The following is a 15,286-nucleotide window of genomic DNA, read 5'->3' as shown; positions in this document are numbered from 1 at the left end:
CAGCGATGACCGAGCTCGTGGAACACGGACAACTGTTCATCGGCGGCGAATGGACGGATCCGCTGGGCACCGACACCATCCGGATCGTCTCCCCCCACACCGAGCAGGTCATCGGCAGCGTCCCCCACGCCTCCCGCGCCGACGTGGACCGGGCCGTAGCCGTCGCCCGCAAGGCCTTCGACGAGGGCCCCTGGCCCCGCGCCTCCCTGGAGGAGCGGATCGCCGTCGTCACCCGCATCAAGGACGCCATCCTCGTCCGCCACGAGGAGATCGCCCGCTCCATCAGCTCCCAGAACGGCTCCCCGTACTCCTGGAGCGTCCTCGCCCAGGCCCTCGGCGCGATGATGGTCTACGACTCCGCCATCAAGGTCGCCACCGACTACCCCTACGAGGAACGCCGCCAGGGCGCGCTCGGCCCGATCCTCGTACGCCGTGAACCGGTGGGCGTCGTCGCCGCCGTCATCCCCTGGAACGTCCCGCAGTTCGTGGCCGCCGCCAAGCTCGCGCCCGCGCTGCTCACCGGCTCCGCGGTGATCCTCAAGCCCTCGCCCGAGGCCCCGCTCGACTCCTACATCCTGGCCGACATCGCCCGCGAGGCCGGACTGCCCGAGGGCGTGCTGTCGATCCTGCCCGCCGACCGGGAGGTCAGCGAGTACCTCGTCGGACACCCCGGCATCGACAAGGTCGCCTTCACCGGATCGGTCGCGGCCGGCCGGCGGGTCATGGAGGTCGCCGCCCGCAACCTGACCCGGGTCACCCTGGAACTCGGCGGCAAGTCCGCCGCCGTGATCCTGCCCGACGCCGACCTGGACACCACCGTCGCCGGGATCATCCCCGCCGCCTGGATGAACAACGGCCAGGCCTGCGTGGCCCAGACCCGCATCCTCGCCCCGCGCGCCCGCTACGACGAGATCGCCGCCGCCCTCGCCGCCGCGGCCGGCGACCTGGTCGTCGGCGACCCCCTGAACCCGGCGACCCAGATCGGCCCGCTCGTCGCACGGCGCCAGCAGCAGCGGTCGCTGGACTACATCCGGATCGGCCAGGAGGAAGGCGCCAAGATCCTCACCGGCGGCGGCCGCCCGGCGGGCCTGGAACGCGGCTGGTACGTCGAACCCACCCTCTTCGGCGACGTCGACAACTCGATGCGGATCGCCCGCGAGGAGATCTTCGGCCCGGTCGTCTGCCTCATCCCCTACGGCGACGAGGAGGAGGCCCTGCGGGTCGCCAACGACTCGGAGTTCGGGCTGAGCGGCAGCGTCTGGACCGCCGACGTCGAGCACGGCATCGACTTCGCGCGCGGGGTGCGCACCGGCACCTTCAACGTCAACACCTTCAGCCTGGACATGCTCGGCCCGTTCGGCGGCTACAAGAACAGCGGCGTGGGGCGGGAGTTCGGCCCGGAGGGACTGAGCGAGTACCTGGAGCACAAGATGATCCACCTCCCGGCGGGCGCGTGATGGGCGACCGCTGGCGGGTCGAGGTGGACCGGGGGATCTGCATCGGCTCCGGCATGTGCGTGAACCACGCCCCCGAGGGCTTCACCCTCGACTCGGCCCGCCAGTCACACCCCCGCGCCCCGCAGACGGACGCGAACGAACCCACCCTGACGGCGGCCGAGGGCTGCCCGGTCGAAGCCATCCTCATCACCCTCGCCACGACGGGCGAACCGGTGTTCCCCCCGGAGGACTAGCCCCTCGGACCACCGGCCGGGGCCCGCGAAAACGGGCCCCGGCCCCCGCTCCGGAGACACGCACGACCCCTCCTCCAGTGAGTTCCGGCTCAAGCGGCGGGCCCGGTGCCGGACCCGTGGCCCCCGCCGACGGGGGTTAGTCTGCGCGGAGCCGGCGGACGGACCGGGTGCGGCGGTGCGGTGCGGGGCGGGGACATGGGCAGGACCGGGTGGGCCGTCGTGGTCCTGGTGGCGGCGGCGGTGACGGGTGTTCTCGCCTGGGACGGGCTCGTTCCGAGTGAGCCCGCGGGGGAGTGGGTGTCCGTAGGGGAGGTTTCCGCGCGGGCCGGGGCGGATGTGCCGGCCGGGGTGGTGCGGGACGAGCTCGGGGTCGTTGCCTCGGGGGCCGGGCTGGCCCCGGGCGCGGGCGGTCCCGAGGCCGGGGAGCTCGTCGGCTGCGTCGCGGACTGGACGGGGAACGGGCCCGCCGACGCGGGGCAGTGGGCCGCGCTGGAGGCCGGGCTGACGGCGAAGGGCTGGCGGGTCACGGCCCGCCGGGGCGAGCCCGTACCCGGGACCCGGCTGGAGGAGGGGCCCTGGACCCTGGAGATCACCAACGGCGGGCTCCTCGACACCCTGTCCCTCTACGCCCACCGCTCGGGCGCCCGTTGCGAGGAAGCCTTCCGGAGGGAGGCGGCCCGGCGGGCGGCGACCGAGCGGGGCTGAACCGCCTCAGAGGCGACGGGCGCCCCGGAGGGCCGGGCCGGGGACAGGCCGGAGGCGGGGGTGGGGCGAACGGGAGCCGAACAGCAGGTCCGTTCGCCGCCCCCCGCCCCGGCCCGGTCACTTCCGGCACAGGGCGGTGTCCACGAGGGCCTGGGCGTGCTCGGAAGCCTCGGGGGTGGGCGCCATGTTGGCGGTGACGGCGACCGCGGCGGCGCGGCCGTCGTCGGTGGCGGCGGTCTTCGTGCTGTAGCCGGGGGTGTCGCCGCCGTGGCCCCACAGCAGGCCGCCGCAGCTCAGGGGGACGCTGAACAGGCCGAGCCCGAACCGGGTCCCGGGCTGGTAGCCGGCCCCCGCCGGAGCCGCGACGGTCCTGCGCATCTCGGCGAGCTCGGCCGGCCGCAGCACCTTGCCGCCCAGCAGGGCCCCGTAGAAGCGGCTCAGGTCACCGGGGGTGGAGATCAGCTGGCCGGCGGCCCAGCCCCAGGAGGGGTCCAGTTCGGTGATGTCGTCGAGGGGCTTCCCGGGCCCGGGCGCGTGGTAGCCGCGGGGGTGCGCGCCGCGGATGCCTTCCTCGCCGACGCCGGGGAAGTAGGTGTGGCGCAGCCCGGCCCGCTCGATCACCCGCCGGGTGATCTGTTCGGCGAGGGGCCGGCCGGTGATCTTCTCGACGAGGAGCCCGGCGACGACGTAATTGGTGTTGCTGTACTCCACGCCCGTGCCGGGCGCGAAGCGGGCCTTGTGGGCCAGGGCCACGTCGATCAGGGTGCGCGGCTGGTAGTAGGTGTGGCGCTGCTCGCCGAGGACGGCGTCGAGCATCGACTCGGTGTAGTTGGGCAGCCCGCTGGTGTGCTGGAGCAGCTGGCGGACGGTGATGACGCGGCCGTCGATGCCGTCGCCGCGCAACAGGCCCGGCAGGTGGCGTTCGACGGGGGCGTCGAGCTCGACCTTCCCCTCGCCGACCAGTTGCAGGACGACCGCCGCCGTGAACGTCTTGGTGTTGCTGCCCGCCCGTACCTGGCCGTCGAGCGGGGCCTTCGCCCGCGTCCTCAGGTCGCCGACGCCCGCCGCGTAGTCGCGCACCCGTCCGTCGCGGTCCGTGGTGGAGGCCAGCGCGGCCGGGTAGCGGTCCTCGGACACCAGCCGTTCCACCCCTTGGCGCACCACGTCACCCGTGCCGCGCGCCTGCGCCGCCGAGGGCAGCAGCCCTCCCACGGCCACCGCCGCCAGTACCGCCACCATCACCGTCTTGGACATACCGTGTGAACTCATGCCCCGAGGCTAGGAACCGGGCCCTTCCCCGCACATCGCCCGCCGGCACGAGGACCTGGGTCCTGCCCGCGGCCGCGACCGGTACCCCGGTCCCGGCTCGACGCGGTGCTACAGCGGGATCAGGACTTTTCGGGGGAGGTCAGGTCGATCAGGCGGCAGACCGTCTCGATGTCGATCTTCACCTGGGCGATCGAGGCGCGGCCCGACAGCCAGGTGATCAGGGCCGAGTGCCAGGTGTGCTCGATGACGCGGACCGCCGAGAGCTGTTCCGCCGTCGGCGGGGCGTCCAGCCCCATCGCGTCGAGGATGATGGCCGTGGTCAGCCGGGAGACCGTGTCCACCTCCGGGCTCACGCTGCGGTCCGCGAAGGTCAGCGCGCGGACCATGGCGTCCGCGAGGTGGGGTTCGCGCTGCAGGGCCCGGAAGGCGCGCATCAAGGTCTCCGCGACCCGCTCGGCCGGGTCGTCGGAGGCCGGGGGGCGCTTGCGGAGCGTGGCGTGCATGTGCTGGAGCTGGTCCTGCATGGTGGCCACCAGCAGGTGCACCTTCGACGGGAAGTACCGGTACAGGGTGCCGAGCGCCACGCTGGAGGACTCCGCGACCTCCCGCATCTGGACGGCGTCGAAGCCGCCCCGGCTGGCCAGTTGCGCGCTGGCGTGCAGGATCCGGCGGCGGCGTGCCTCCTGGCGCTCCGTCAGGGGAGGGGACGCCGGTGTGGTCGCCGGTGTCGTGACGGCCTTCGCTTCCGCTGTCATGTGTCCCGTTCCTGGCGTTCCGTGTCGGTGCGGCGGCTGATTCCGGGATGGCCCGCGGCCCAGCATGTCAGGCGTGCGAGCCGTGGCGCGAATCACCCGCTCCGCCTCTTACGGTGTGGTTTCCGGCCGGTAGATTCAATGGTCTTCGACGGATCAAGTCTGAAACTTGTTCTACATTATCCGAGCGGTTACGCTCCGGCGAAAGTGCAGGGAGAAGGGGGCCGAGAGTGACCGCAGAGGCCATGGTGACGAGCCCTTTCGCGGGTTCCGCCACCGACGGCGACCGCCCGTTGCGCATCGCACTCCTCACCTATAAGGGGAACCCGTTCTGCGGCGGGCAGGGCGTCTACGTCCGCCACCTCTCGCGCGAGCTCGTGAAGCTGGGCCACAGCGTCGAGGTCATCGGCGCGCAGCCCTACCCGGTCCTCGACACCGGCGCCACGCTGACCGAGCTGCCGAGCCTGGACCTGTACCGCAGCCCCGACCCCTTCCGCACCCCCAAGCGCGACGAGTACCGGGACTGGATCGACGCCGTCGAGGTCGCCACCATGTGGACCGGCGGCTTCCCCGAACCGCTGACGTTCTCGCTGCGCGCCAGGCGCCACCTCCAGGCGCGCGCCGGGGAGTTCGACGTCGTCCACGACAACCAGACCCTCGGCTACGGACTCCTCTCCGACCTCGGCGCCCCGCTCGTGACGACGATCCACCACCCGATCACCGTCGACCGCAAACTCGACCTCGCCGCCGCCAAGGACCGCAAGAAGCGGGCCTCCGTGCGGCGTTGGTACGCCTTCACGCGCATGCAGGGCCGCGTCGCCCGCCGCCTCCCCTCCGTGCTCACCGTCTCCGGCTCCTCCCAGCAGGAGATCGCCGAGCACCTGGGCGTGCGCGAGGGCCGCATCCACGTCGTCCACATCGGCGCCGACACCGACCTGTGGTCGCCCGACCCGTCCGTGGCCGAGGTGCCCGGGCGGATCGTGACCACCTCCAGCGCCGACGTCCCGCTCAAGGGCCTCGTCCACCTCGTCGAGGCCCTCGCGAAGCTCCGTACCGAGCGCCCCGACGCCCACCTCGTCGTCGTCGGCAAGCGCGCCGAGAGCGGACCCGTCGCCCGCGCCATCGAGAAGTACGACCTCCAGGACGCGGTGCGCTTCGTCAAGGGCATCACCGACGCCGAACTCGTCGACCTCGTGCGCAGCGCCGAAGTCGCCTGCGTGCCCTCCCTCTACGAGGGCTTCTCCCTCCCGGCGGCCGAAGCCATGGCCACCGGCACCCCGCTCGTCGCCACCACCGGCGGAGCCATCCCCGAGGTGGCCGGCCCCGACGGCGAGACCTGCCTGGCCGTACCGCCCGGCGACGCGGGGGCGCTGGCCGCCGCGCTGGGCCGGCTGCTGGGGGACGCCGGGCTGCGCGCCCGCCTCGGAGCCGCCGGACGGGACCGGGTCCTGTCCCGCTTCACCTGGGCCAAGGCCGCCGAGGGCACCGTCCGCCACTACCGCGCCGCCATCGAGCAGCAGCAGCGCGCCGTGGCCGCCGGCCGTGGCCGCCGGGCCTCGCGGTGACCTGTCGCCCCCACCGGCCGCTCCGCACCACCCGCTCCACCCGCAGTCCCCACCACTTCCTCCACCCCCTCCACCCCCGCGACCGCGAAGGCAGGACCCCGTGCTGACCGTCGATTTCTCCCGGTTCCCGCTCGCCGCAGGCGACCGTGTGCTCGATCTGGGCTGCGGCGCAGGCCGGCACGCCTTCGAGTGCTACCGGCGAGGCGCCCAGGTGGTCGCCGTCGACCGCAACGGCGAGGAGATCCGCGAGGTCGCCAAGTGGTTCGCGGCCATGAAGGAGGCCGGCGAGGCCCCGGCCGGCGCCACCGCCACCGCCATGGAGGGCGACGCCCTCGCCCTGCCCTTCCCCGACGAGTCCTTCGACGTCGTCATCATCTCCGAGGTGATGGAGCACATCCCCGACGACAAGGGCGTCCTCGCCGAGATGGTCCGCGTCCTCAAGCCCGGCGGCCGCATCGCCATCACCGTCCCGCGCTACGGGCCGGAGAAGATCTGCTGGGCGCTCTCCGACGCCTACCACGAGGTCGAGGGCGGCCACATCCGCATCTACAAGGCGGACGAGCTGCTCGGCAAGATGGAGGCCGCGGGCCTCAAGCCGTACGGCACCCACCACGCGCACGGCCTGCACTCCCCGTACTGGTGGCTCAAGTGCGCCTTCGGCGTCGACAACGACAAGGCCCTGCCCGTCAAGGCGTACCACAAGCTGCTGGTCTGGGACATCATGAAGAAGCCCCTGGCCACCCGCCTCGCGGAGCAGGCCCTCAACCCGGTCATCGGCAAGAGCTTCGTGGCCTACGCGACGAAGCCGCACCTGCCCGTCGGCGCGGCCCAGTGAGCTCGCCGGGGCGCACCGCACCCGAACACCTCGTCCTGGACGGCGTACTGACCGCCGAGGAGGCCGCCCTCACCGTCGCCGGGATCCTCGGCGCGCAGCGCGCGGACGGGGCCATCCCCTGGTTCCGCGGCCACCACCTCGACCCGTGGGACCACACCGAGGCCGCCATGGCCCTCGACGCGGCCGGCGAGCACGAGGCGGCGGAGCGCGCCTACGACTGGCTCGTGCGCCACCAGAACCAGGACGGCTCCTGGTACGCCGCCTACGCCGACCGGCCCGAGGGCGTCGACACCGCCGAGCCGCAGGACGCGAGCCGCGAGTCGAACTTCGTCGCGTACATAGCCGTCGGCGTCTGGCACCACTACCTGGCCACCGGCGACGACGCCTTCCTGGACCGGATGTGGCCGGCCGTCGTGGCCGCCGTCGAGTTCGTCCTCGGCCTCCAGCAGCCGGGCGGCGAGATCGGCTGGAAGCGGGAGGCGGACGGCACCGCCGTCACCGACGCCCTGCTGACCGGCTCCTCCTCCATCCACCAGGCGCTGCGCTGCGCCCTGGCCATCGCCGAGCACCGCGGCGATCCGCAGCCGGACTGGGAGCTGGCGACGGGCGCCCTCGCGCACGCCGTCCGCCGGCACCCGGAGCGCTTCCTCGACAAGTCCCGCTATTCGATGGACTGGTACTACCCGGTCCTGGGCGGGGCGCTGACGGGGGAGCAGGCGAAGGCGCGCCTCGCGGAGCGGTGGGAGGAGTTCGTCGTACCGGACCTCGGGGTGCGGTGCGTCCTGCCGAACCCGTGGGTGACGGGCGGGGAGTCCTGCGAGCTGGCGCTCGCGCTGTGGGCGACGGGGCAGTCCGACCGGGCGCTGGAGATCCTGCGCTCCATCGGCCACCTGCGCGACGGGAACGGCATGTACTGGACGGGTTACGTCTTCGAGGACCGGGCGGTCTGGCCGGTGGAGCAGACGACCTGGACGGCGGGGTCGCTGCTGCTGGCGGTGGCCGCGCTGGGCGGGGACGAGGCGACCGGGCAGGTCTTCGGCGGCCTCACCCTGCCGACGGGCCTGGAACCGGAGTGCTGTAGCCGCTGAACGGCGCGGGGCCGCCCGGCGTGGCCCGGCTGCTTCTACCGCCCCCCGCGGCGACCCGAACGGGTCGCCCGGGTGGCGCAGCCGCGGGGGCGGGGTGAGGCTGCGGGGGACACCTCAGTCCCCGGAGGCACCCGTGTCCGTACCCACAACCGTCCGATTCCGACGCGCCCTCACGGCGGTGGTCCTGTCCACCGCCCTGCTGGCCGGAGCCACCGCGTGCGGCGGCGACCGGGGCGCGCGGGAGGAGCTCTCCATGGCCTCCGCCGCCGAGCTGGCCGCCCTCGCGCAGGCGGAGCCGGCCGCCGCGGAAGCCGATGAGGCGGCCGCGGCGACGCCCTCGCCGAGCACCTCGGCGGAACGGCAGAAGTTCGCCAAGACCCGCTTCGTCGCCAACGCCGGCCTCGCGGCCGGGGCCACCTACCAGTGGATCATCAAGCCGTACCGCGCGGGCAAGTTCAAGAAGGGCGCGAGCGGCCGTACCTTCGCGCTCATCAAGGCGGGCCTCGCGGGCGCCTTCGCGTACAACCGGCTGAAGGCGGCGGCGGAGAACGCCAAGGGCGATCCGCTGCTGTCGAAGGCGATGGTCCCGCTGACGGCCGGCATCGAGTCCCTCAAGGGCCTCGGCGCCAAGCTCCGCAAGGGCCAGGCGGGCGACGCCGACATCGACTCCTTCAACAACGTCATCAACGGCGTCAAGGAAGCCGGCAAGGGCGCGGGAGCCACGGTCACCGACCAGGTCCCGAGCCTGTCCCAGCTGGGCGGCTAGCCGGGCGGACAGCCCCCGACGTACCGGACCCGTCCGCTCCGGCGGGCGGGTCCGGCTGTTTCAATGGCCGGTGTGATCGAGTTCGCGCTGTTCGCGCTCCTGGCCGCCGCGACCGGCTGGCTGGTGCGCCGCAAGCACCGCCAGAGGCTGGCCGCCGGGAGCCCCCAGGGCATCCCCGGCATGGCCCGCTGCCCCGCCGGGTCGGGCCGCTGGCGCCCCGGCCGCCTCTACGCCGACCAGGGCGCCCCCCGCTGGCAGCCCGGCCGGGGTCCCGCCGTGCCCCTGGAGGGCGCCCGTGCGACCGGCGTACGGGTCCCCACCGTGCGGGAGGGCATCTCCATCAACCCGGGCTCGCGGATCGTGACCTGCGCCCTGCCGCGGGACGGCGGGGCCGTGGAGATCGCCGTGATGCCGCTGGACCTGCGGCCGCTCCTGGAGGCCGTCCCGCAGACCGAGGCCGGCGATGGTGGTGTGGGCTAGAACCAGAGCTGGTTCTTGCCCCAGTGGCAGTCCCACTGGGTGGCCGGGTCGCCGTTGCTGGTGCGCCAGCCACCGATCTCCAGGCACTTGCCGCTGTTCACGTTGACCAGGTACAGGTTGCCTTCGCCCAGGTAGTAGGGCTTCCACTTCTGGTTGGCGCCGCCGTGGCAGTCCCACTGGCCGATGGCGGCGCCGTTGGCGGTGGACCAGGCCTTGACCTCAAGGCACTTGCCGCTGTGCCGGTTGTAGATGAGGGTCCCGTCGGTGTACTCGATCCCGGTCCACTTCTGGTTGTCGCCGTCGGTGCAGTCCCACTGGTTGATACCGGCCCCGTTGGCCGTGGACCAGCCACCCACTTCCAGGCACTTGGCGCTGTTCCAGTTGCCCAGCCAGCTCCACCTGGACAGATCGACGGCGGAGGCGGGCGCGGCGGGCAGGGCCATCGAGATGAGCAGGGCCCCGCAGGCGGTACTCAGGACACGGCGGACGGACTTGGCGATGTTCAGGCGCACGAAAAAATCCCCCTCATACGGCCGATCGCGGTCGGCTTCGACGAAATCGAGCCTGACCTTAAGTGATCTTCAATCTGCCGTCGAGTCGTTTCCACCCCTCGGTCTCGCCCTCAAGTGCCCTGCGGGCGTGGGTCATTCGCCAGCCGGTCACAGCACTAGCTGTTCAGCTCCGCCAGGACCCGCAGGGTGTGCGGGTCCGGGGCGGTGACGAGGAGGTCGGTGACGGGGCCCTTGCGCCACAGCTCCAGCCGCTCCGCGATCCGCTCGCGCGGCCCGACCAGGGAGATCTCGTCGGCGAACGCGTCCGGTACGGCCAGCACCGCCTCCTCGCGGCGCCCGGCCAGGAACAGCTCCTGGATGCGCCGGGCCTCCTCCTCGTAGCCCATGCGGCCCATCAGGTCGGCGTGGAAGTTGCGGGCCGCGTGCCCCATGCCGCCGATGTAGAAGCCCAGCATGGCCTTGACGGGGAGCAGTCCCTCGGCGACGTCCTCGCAGACCTGGGCCCGGGCCATCGGCGCGATCATGAACCCGTCGGGGAGTCCGGTCAGGGAGGCCTGGTAGGCGTCGGTGCGGGTGGGCGACCAGTAGAGCGGCAGCCAGCCGTCCGCGATCCGGGTGGTCTGGGCGATGTTCTTGGGGCCCTCGGCGCCCAGCAGCAGCGGCAGGTCGGCGCGCAGCGGGTGGGTGATGGGCCTGAGGGGTTTGCCGATGCCGGTGCCGTCGGCGCCCCGGTACGGGTGGCTGTGGAAGCGGCCGTCGAGGGCGACGGGGGCCTCGCGGCGCAGCACCTGGCGGATGACGTCGACGTACTCGCGGGTCGCGGTGAGCGGGCTGGAGGGGAAGGGGCGCCCGTACCAGCCCTCGACGACCTGCGGCCCGGACAGTCCGAGGCCGAGCATCATCCGGCCGCCGGAGAGGTGGTCCAGGGTGAGGGCGTGCATGGCGGTGGCGGTCGGGGTGCGGGCGGCCATCTGTGCGATGGCGGTGCCGAGGCGGATCCGGGAGGTGTGGGCGGCGATCCAGGTGAGCGGGGTGAAGGCGTCGGAGCCCCAGGCCTCCGCGGTCCACACCGAGTCGTAGCCGAGGCGCTCGGCCTCGGTGGCGAGGTCGAGGTGGGCCGGGCTGGGCCCGCGGCCCCAGTAGCCGAGTGCGAGTCCGAGGCGCATGGCGGTTCCCCCCAGTGTCCGGCGACCAGTATCTGACGATCCGTCAGGCGGACTGTAGGGCAACGGCCCCCCACCCGGAAGGGCGGGGGGCCGTGAGCGAGCCGGAGCCGGGGGTCCCGGTCAGCCGCGCTGGATGTCCGAGGTGTCGTTCAGCACGCCGCGGCGGCCGTCCTGGGTCTGGGCGATCAGGGTGGCCGGACCGCGCTGGTCGACGGCCAGGTACCAGGTGCCCGGCGCCAGCTCCGCGATCGGGGCGGGGGAGCCGTCCTCGCCGAACAGCGGACGGGCCACCGGCACCGCGAACCAGAACGGCGTGAAGTCCGCCGCCGGCGCGGGAGCCGGAGCGGAGTCCTGCGGACCGGGCGCCGGGGCCGGGGAACCGCCGTACGGCGGGACGGGCTGCGGGGTGACGCCGTAGCCGGGGTGCTGCTGCTGCCCGCCCGGGTACCCGTACCCGGCGCCGGGCTGCGGCTGGCCGCCGTACGGCGGGGCCGCGACGGGCTTCGGCTCGGGCACGAGCGGCCCCGCCAGCGCGGGGATCTTCGCCCCGGCGAGCGCGACGCCCGCCAGGACGGCGACGGCGAGGAAACCGAGGATCGCGCCGGCGCCGTTGGCCGAGCTGAGGATCATCACCCACAGCCCCGACCAGGCGGCCGAGACCGCGAGGACGGTGCCCCACGCGAGCAGCGGCAGACCGGCGATCTTGCGGCCCTCGGGCAGGAAGCGGGCGCCGACCAGGAGACCGGCGGCGATGAAGCCGAGCAGGAAGACGGAGGGCAGGGCCAGGCCGCTGAAGTCGGTGTTCCACGCGCTCGCGGAGACGCCGGCGGTGGAGTAGAAGTCGAGGAGCGAGGCGATGAACAGCAGCGCCGCTGCTCCGATCACCACGCCGTCGCCTCGAGTGAGGGAGCGGATGTTCACGTCTCTGGTGTCCTTCTCGGTCTTGGTCGGTCCCGTGGTGCCGCGGTCGCGGAGTGCTCGCCGTCGCCGTCCGTGGCGGGAGCGGGCGGGCGGCACCATGGTACGGAGGTTTCCCGTGGCCGAGAGGATCGGGGCGGGGCGGTCCCCCGAGGACTACCCCCCGAGGAAGCCGACGATGCCGTCCGCGATGCCCTGGGCCGCCTTCTGCCGCCACTCCGGACTCGTCAGCTGCGCCGCGTCCTTGGCATCACGCATGTTGCCGCATTCGATGAACACCTTGGGCCGGGTCGAGAGATTGAGACCGCCCAGATCGTCACGGACCACCAACCCGGTGCCGGAACCGAGGTAGTTCGCGGGCGCGGAGCCGGTGGTGCGGGCGAAGTTCCCCGCGATGCGCTCGCCCAGGTCCCGGGAGGGGCCGACGATCTTCGAGGTGTCCGCCGCGCCGCCCTTGACCCTGGCCGGGAGGATCACGTGGAAGCCCCGGCTGCCGGAGGAGACCCCGTCGGCGTGTACGGAGACCACGGCGTCGGCCGCCGCCTCGTTGCCGATCCGGGCCCGCTCGTCGATGCAGGGGCCGAAGGCGCGGTCGGCCTCGTGGGTCAGGCGTACGGTCACGCCCCTGGCCTCCAGCAGGGCCCGGGCGCGGCGGGAGACGTCCAGGGAGAAGTCCGCCTCGCGGTAGCCGGAGTTGGTTGCGGTGCCGGTGGTGTCGCACTCCTTGCGGGCCGTGCCGATGTCCACCTGCTTGTCGATCTCTGCGGTGTGCTGGAAGTTCCCGGTGTTGTGGCCGGGGTCGATGACCACCGTCCGGCCGGCCAGCGGGCCCTTGGCGGGGGCCGTGCCGGCGCTGGCGCTGGTACTCGGGGTGGCGCTGTTCGGCTTCGCGTCCGCGGAGGCCGGGTGCGAGGCCGAGCCGGAGGCCGATGCGGAGGCCGATGCGGGCAGCGCCTGGGGCGGCTTCGCGTCCGGCCCCGCCCCGGAACCCGACAGCACCTGGGTCAGCACCCAGCCCGCCAGGCAGGTCGGGGCCAGGACCGCCACCGCCACCGCGAGGGTGGAGCGGCGGGTGTACCAGGGCCGGTCCGGGCTGATCGAGGAGCGGGACTCGGGGAGCGGGGGGCTGTCGTCGTAGCGCACGCGGTGATGCTAGACCCGCTCCCCGGGAGTCCGGGGGACCATGGGCCGAACGAGGGCGCGGTGCGCTTATATGTCCGCACGGCCCGCGGGGCCGCCCGGCCCGGGCCCCTGCGTCAGATGCCCTCGGCCGTGCGCCGCAGTACGCGCAGGGAGTCCGTGACGGAGATCTCCTCGAAGGACCCGGAGGCCAGGGCGCGCAGGTAGATCCGGTACGGGGCCTGCCCGCCGTCGGCCGGGTCCGGGAACACGTCGTGGATGACCAGCAGCCCGCCCACCGCGAGGTGCGGGGCCCAGCCCTCGTAGTCCCCGGTGGCGTGCTCGTCGGTGTGGCCGCCGTCGACGAAGACGAAGCCGAGCGGCCCGCCCCACACCGAGGCCACCTGAGGGGACCGGCCCACCAGCGCGATGACGTGCTCCTCCAGACCGGCCGCGTGCAGGGTCCGGCGGAAGGACGGCAGCGTGTCCATCAGCCCGACCTGCGGATCCACCACCGTCGGGTCGTGGTACTCCCAGCCCGGCTGCTGCTCCTCGCTGCCCCGGTGGTGGTCCACGGTCAGCGCGGCCACCCCGGCCTCGCGGGCGGCGTCGGCCAGCAGGATCGTGGAGCGCCCGCAGTACGTCCCGACCTCCAGCAGCGGCAGCCCGAGCGCCCCCGCCTCGGCCGCGGCCGCGTACAGCGCGAGCCCTTCCCGTACGGGCATGAACCCCTTGGCGGCCTCGAAGGCGGCGAGGGTCTCCGGCTTGGGGGTGGCCATGTCGTTCCTCCTGCTGAGCGGCGGGTGTGCCGGGTCATGCTGCCCTACCGCCCGGTAGCCGTCCATGGCCGGGGTCGCCTCCGCCGTGCGCTCAGACCGTGAGGGCGAGGAATCCCAGGACGTACGCGGTGGCGAAGATCAGCGGCACCCACTGTTCGACGTGGGTCAGCGGCAGGTACTTCCGCCAGTCCCGCCCCTCGCCCAGGAGGAACCATTCCGCCTCGGAGTACGCGAAGGCGGGGAGCTTCTTCTCCAGCGCGCCGATCACCACGAACTTGGCCCCGTTGAGCTGGCGGTACGAGCGCACCATCACGAACCAGGTCAGGCACTGCGTCAATAAGATGATCAATCCGGCGACGGCGGCCAGTACCGGGGCGTCCTGCCACTTGCCCCCGGCCGTGGCCGCCACCGCGGCGACCACGGCGGAGTTGAGCGAGACTTGTACTGGTCGAGCACCGCCGCCTGGTACTTCTCACCCGCGAGCCCGTAGTCCGCCGGCCCGACCTGCTTGTTCCACAGCTTCTCGTCGATGTTGTCCAGGGCGCACAGTCTCACCACGGCCCGACGCCGTGTCAGGAGATTCGCCCGCTCCGGACGGGCAGCCCGGACAACGGGCCGATCATCGGCTCCAGTTCGCGGTCGAGCAGCCGCCGCACCGTACGGAACCAGCGCAGGCGCGGCACGACCGGGTCGAAGCGGGTGAAGGTCGCGTTCCAGTGCTGGTCGAAGGAGACGACCCCCCTGAGCGGGAACTCCCACCCCAGGCCCTTCCTGCGGGGCCCGGGCTCCGGCCAGTCCGGGAGCTCCGGCATCGCCGGCCACCCCGGAGCGGGTACGGCGGCCACCGCCGGCCGGCCGGAGCGGTCGCCGTACGCCCGCGCGGCCGCCACGCGGAAGGCGTCGTACACCTCGGGCCCGGTGTAGATCAGCAGGACCAGCCGGGTCGGTGCGACGGTGCGCAGGGCCTCGGTGAACTCCCACACCGTGCCCGGACCGGGGGCGGCCGACAGCATCACCACGTGGGCGCCCTCGATCAGCTCGCTCACCGTGCCCTGCCAGTCGTCCAGCGGGAGGTAGCCGCGCTCCGCCCCGAGCAGGGGCAGCCGCTCGCCCGGCTCGCCGATCGCCACGACCCGGCCGAGCCGGGCGAACTGCCGGACCAGGAAGTCCTCCTCCGTCAGCCAGGGCAGCTCCAGCGGGGACCGGGTCCACCAGCCCGGTGCGTCGTCGGGGGACCGGGCCAGGCTCCGGTCCAGGACGAAGGGGCGCAGGTACAGCACGTACGACACGGTGCGCAGCTGCTCGAACGAGGTGATGACGGGGGTCAGGTGGCGCCGGGCGCGGATGCGGACCTTGCGTCCGAGCCAGAAGACCGTCCAGCCGAGGACGACGGCCACGAGGGCGATCGGCACGCCCGCCCACAAGGGCAGCGCCGACGATCCCTCCTCCTGCCTGAGGGTGCTGTTGAGCAGGGCGGTGCCCAGCATGGCGACGAGCGGACCCACGATGCGCATGGTCAGCCCCAGCGACAGCAGCATCCGGCCCCGGGAGGTCCGCCGGCCCGGGCCCCCAACTGGTAACTCCCGTGCCTGTCCTGCTGGTTGTGCGGTCCCACCCATGACGCCCCCCGGATCGACGGATC

17 protein-coding genes are annotated in these 15,286 nt (G+C 73.3%); 8 read left to right on the top strand and 9 right to left on the bottom strand.

The features are described from left to right. The first annotated feature begins 5 nt into the window (after positions 1-5). The 3 genes from OOK31_RS24560 to OOK31_RS24550 all read left to right on the top strand — a co-directional run bounded on the left by OOK31_RS24560 (position 6) and on the right by OOK31_RS24550 (position 2,395). A complete protein-coding gene (locus OOK31_RS24560; protein ID WP_267089464.1) occupies positions 6-1,457 on the top strand; it encodes an aldehyde dehydrogenase in 1,452 nt (483 codons plus the stop codon). Continuing rightward, the gene (locus OOK31_RS24555; RefSeq protein ID WP_267089463.1) at positions 1,457-1,690 is read left to right on the top strand and encodes a ferredoxin; all 234 of its coding nucleotides are present in this window, start codon (positions 1,457-1,459) and stop codon (positions 1,688-1,690) included. Before OOK31_RS24560 ends, OOK31_RS24555 begins: the two co-directional genes overlap by 1 nt. 195 nt (positions 1,691-1,885) lie before the next feature. Next, entirely contained in the window at positions 1,886-2,395 is a 510-nt protein-coding gene (locus OOK31_RS24550) for a hypothetical protein (protein WP_267089462.1), read from the top strand. A 117-nt stretch (positions 2,396-2,512) separates the two neighbouring features. Here OOK31_RS24550 and OOK31_RS24545 read toward each other — a convergent pair whose 3' ends face one another. Further along, the gene (locus OOK31_RS24545; RefSeq protein WP_267089461.1) at positions 2,513-3,664 is read right to left on the bottom strand and encodes a serine hydrolase; all 1,152 of its coding nucleotides are present in this window, start codon (positions 3,662-3,664) and stop codon (positions 2,513-2,515) included. A gap of 119 nt (positions 3,665-3,783) precedes the next feature. Further along, entirely contained in the window at positions 3,784-4,419 is a 636-nt protein-coding gene (locus OOK31_RS24540; RefSeq protein WP_267089460.1) for a TetR family transcriptional regulator, read from the bottom strand. Between the two features lie 227 nt (positions 4,420-4,646). On the opposite strand from OOK31_RS24540, the gene OOK31_RS24535 reads away from it, so the two are divergent. From OOK31_RS24535 to OOK31_RS24515, 5 genes are all read left to right on the top strand, one after another. After that, positions 4,647-5,981: a glycosyltransferase family 4 protein gene (locus tag OOK31_RS24535; RefSeq protein ID WP_267089459.1), complete on the top strand. Its 1,335-nt coding sequence runs from the start codon at positions 4,647-4,649 to the stop codon at positions 5,979-5,981. Positions 5,982-6,081: 100 nt separating this feature from the next. Beyond that, positions 6,082-6,816, top strand: a complete 735-nt coding sequence (locus OOK31_RS24530; protein ID WP_266577493.1) for a class I SAM-dependent methyltransferase — start codon at positions 6,082-6,084, stop codon at positions 6,814-6,816. Continuing rightward, positions 6,813-7,904: a prenyltransferase gene (locus OOK31_RS24525; protein WP_267089458.1), complete on the top strand. Its 1,092-nt coding sequence runs from the start codon at positions 6,813-6,815 to the stop codon at positions 7,902-7,904. Before OOK31_RS24530 ends, OOK31_RS24525 begins: the two co-directional genes overlap by 4 nt. 199 nt (positions 7,905-8,103) lie before the next feature. Then, positions 8,104-8,670 (top strand): hypothetical protein, encoded by a 567-nt coding sequence (locus OOK31_RS24520; RefSeq protein ID WP_267089533.1) that lies wholly within the window; start codon positions 8,104-8,106, stop codon positions 8,668-8,670. 72 nt (positions 8,671-8,742) lie between these two features. After that, positions 8,743-9,150: a hypothetical protein gene (locus OOK31_RS24515; protein WP_267089457.1), complete on the top strand. Its 408-nt coding sequence runs from the start codon at positions 8,743-8,745 to the stop codon at positions 9,148-9,150. Here the strand turns inward: OOK31_RS24515 and OOK31_RS24510 are convergent. From OOK31_RS24510 to OOK31_RS24480, 7 genes are all read right to left on the bottom strand, one after another. Beyond that, positions 9,147-9,662, bottom strand: a complete 516-nt coding sequence (locus OOK31_RS24510; protein WP_267089456.1) for an RICIN domain-containing protein — start codon at positions 9,660-9,662, stop codon at positions 9,147-9,149. The genes OOK31_RS24515 and OOK31_RS24510 overlap by 4 nt on opposite strands. Positions 9,663-9,817: 155 nt before the next feature. After that, positions 9,818-10,828, bottom strand: a complete 1,011-nt coding sequence (locus tag OOK31_RS24505; protein ID WP_267089455.1) for an LLM class F420-dependent oxidoreductase — start codon at positions 10,826-10,828, stop codon at positions 9,818-9,820. Positions 10,829-10,948: 120 nt separating this feature from the next. Beyond that, positions 10,949-11,749: a DUF5336 domain-containing protein gene (locus OOK31_RS24500; protein ID WP_267089454.1), complete on the bottom strand. Its 801-nt coding sequence runs from the start codon at positions 11,747-11,749 to the stop codon at positions 10,949-10,951. A gap of 153 nt (positions 11,750-11,902) precedes the next feature. After that, positions 11,903-12,889 carry an N-acetylmuramoyl-L-alanine amidase gene (locus tag OOK31_RS24495; RefSeq protein ID WP_267089453.1) on the bottom strand — a complete coding sequence of 329 codons (987 nt, stop codon included), beginning with the start codon at positions 12,887-12,889 and terminating at the stop codon, positions 11,903-11,905. A 113-nt stretch (positions 12,890-13,002) separates the two neighbouring features. Beyond that, positions 13,003-13,644: a class I SAM-dependent methyltransferase gene (locus OOK31_RS24490; protein ID WP_267089452.1), complete on the bottom strand. Its 642-nt coding sequence runs from the start codon at positions 13,642-13,644 to the stop codon at positions 13,003-13,005. Positions 13,645-13,735: 91 nt separating this feature from the next. Continuing rightward, complete coding sequence (locus OOK31_RS24485) at positions 13,736-14,065, bottom strand: hypothetical protein (RefSeq protein ID WP_267089451.1); 330 nt, start codon at positions 14,063-14,065, stop codon at positions 13,736-13,738. Between the two features lie 151 nt (positions 14,066-14,216). Next, on the bottom strand, positions 14,217-15,182 hold the full coding sequence (locus OOK31_RS24480) for a hypothetical protein (RefSeq protein WP_267089450.1): 966 nt from the start codon (positions 15,180-15,182) through the stop codon (positions 14,217-14,219). Positions 15,183-15,286: the final 104 nt, after the last annotated feature.

It is taken from the genome of Streptomyces sp. NBC_00249 (assembly GCF_026342355.1).
GTDB lineage: Bacteria > Actinomycetota > Actinomycetes > Streptomycetales > Streptomycetaceae > Streptomyces.
Note: the sequence above shows the minus strand (reverse complement) of the source record. Positions and strands in the feature narration are given on the sequence as shown.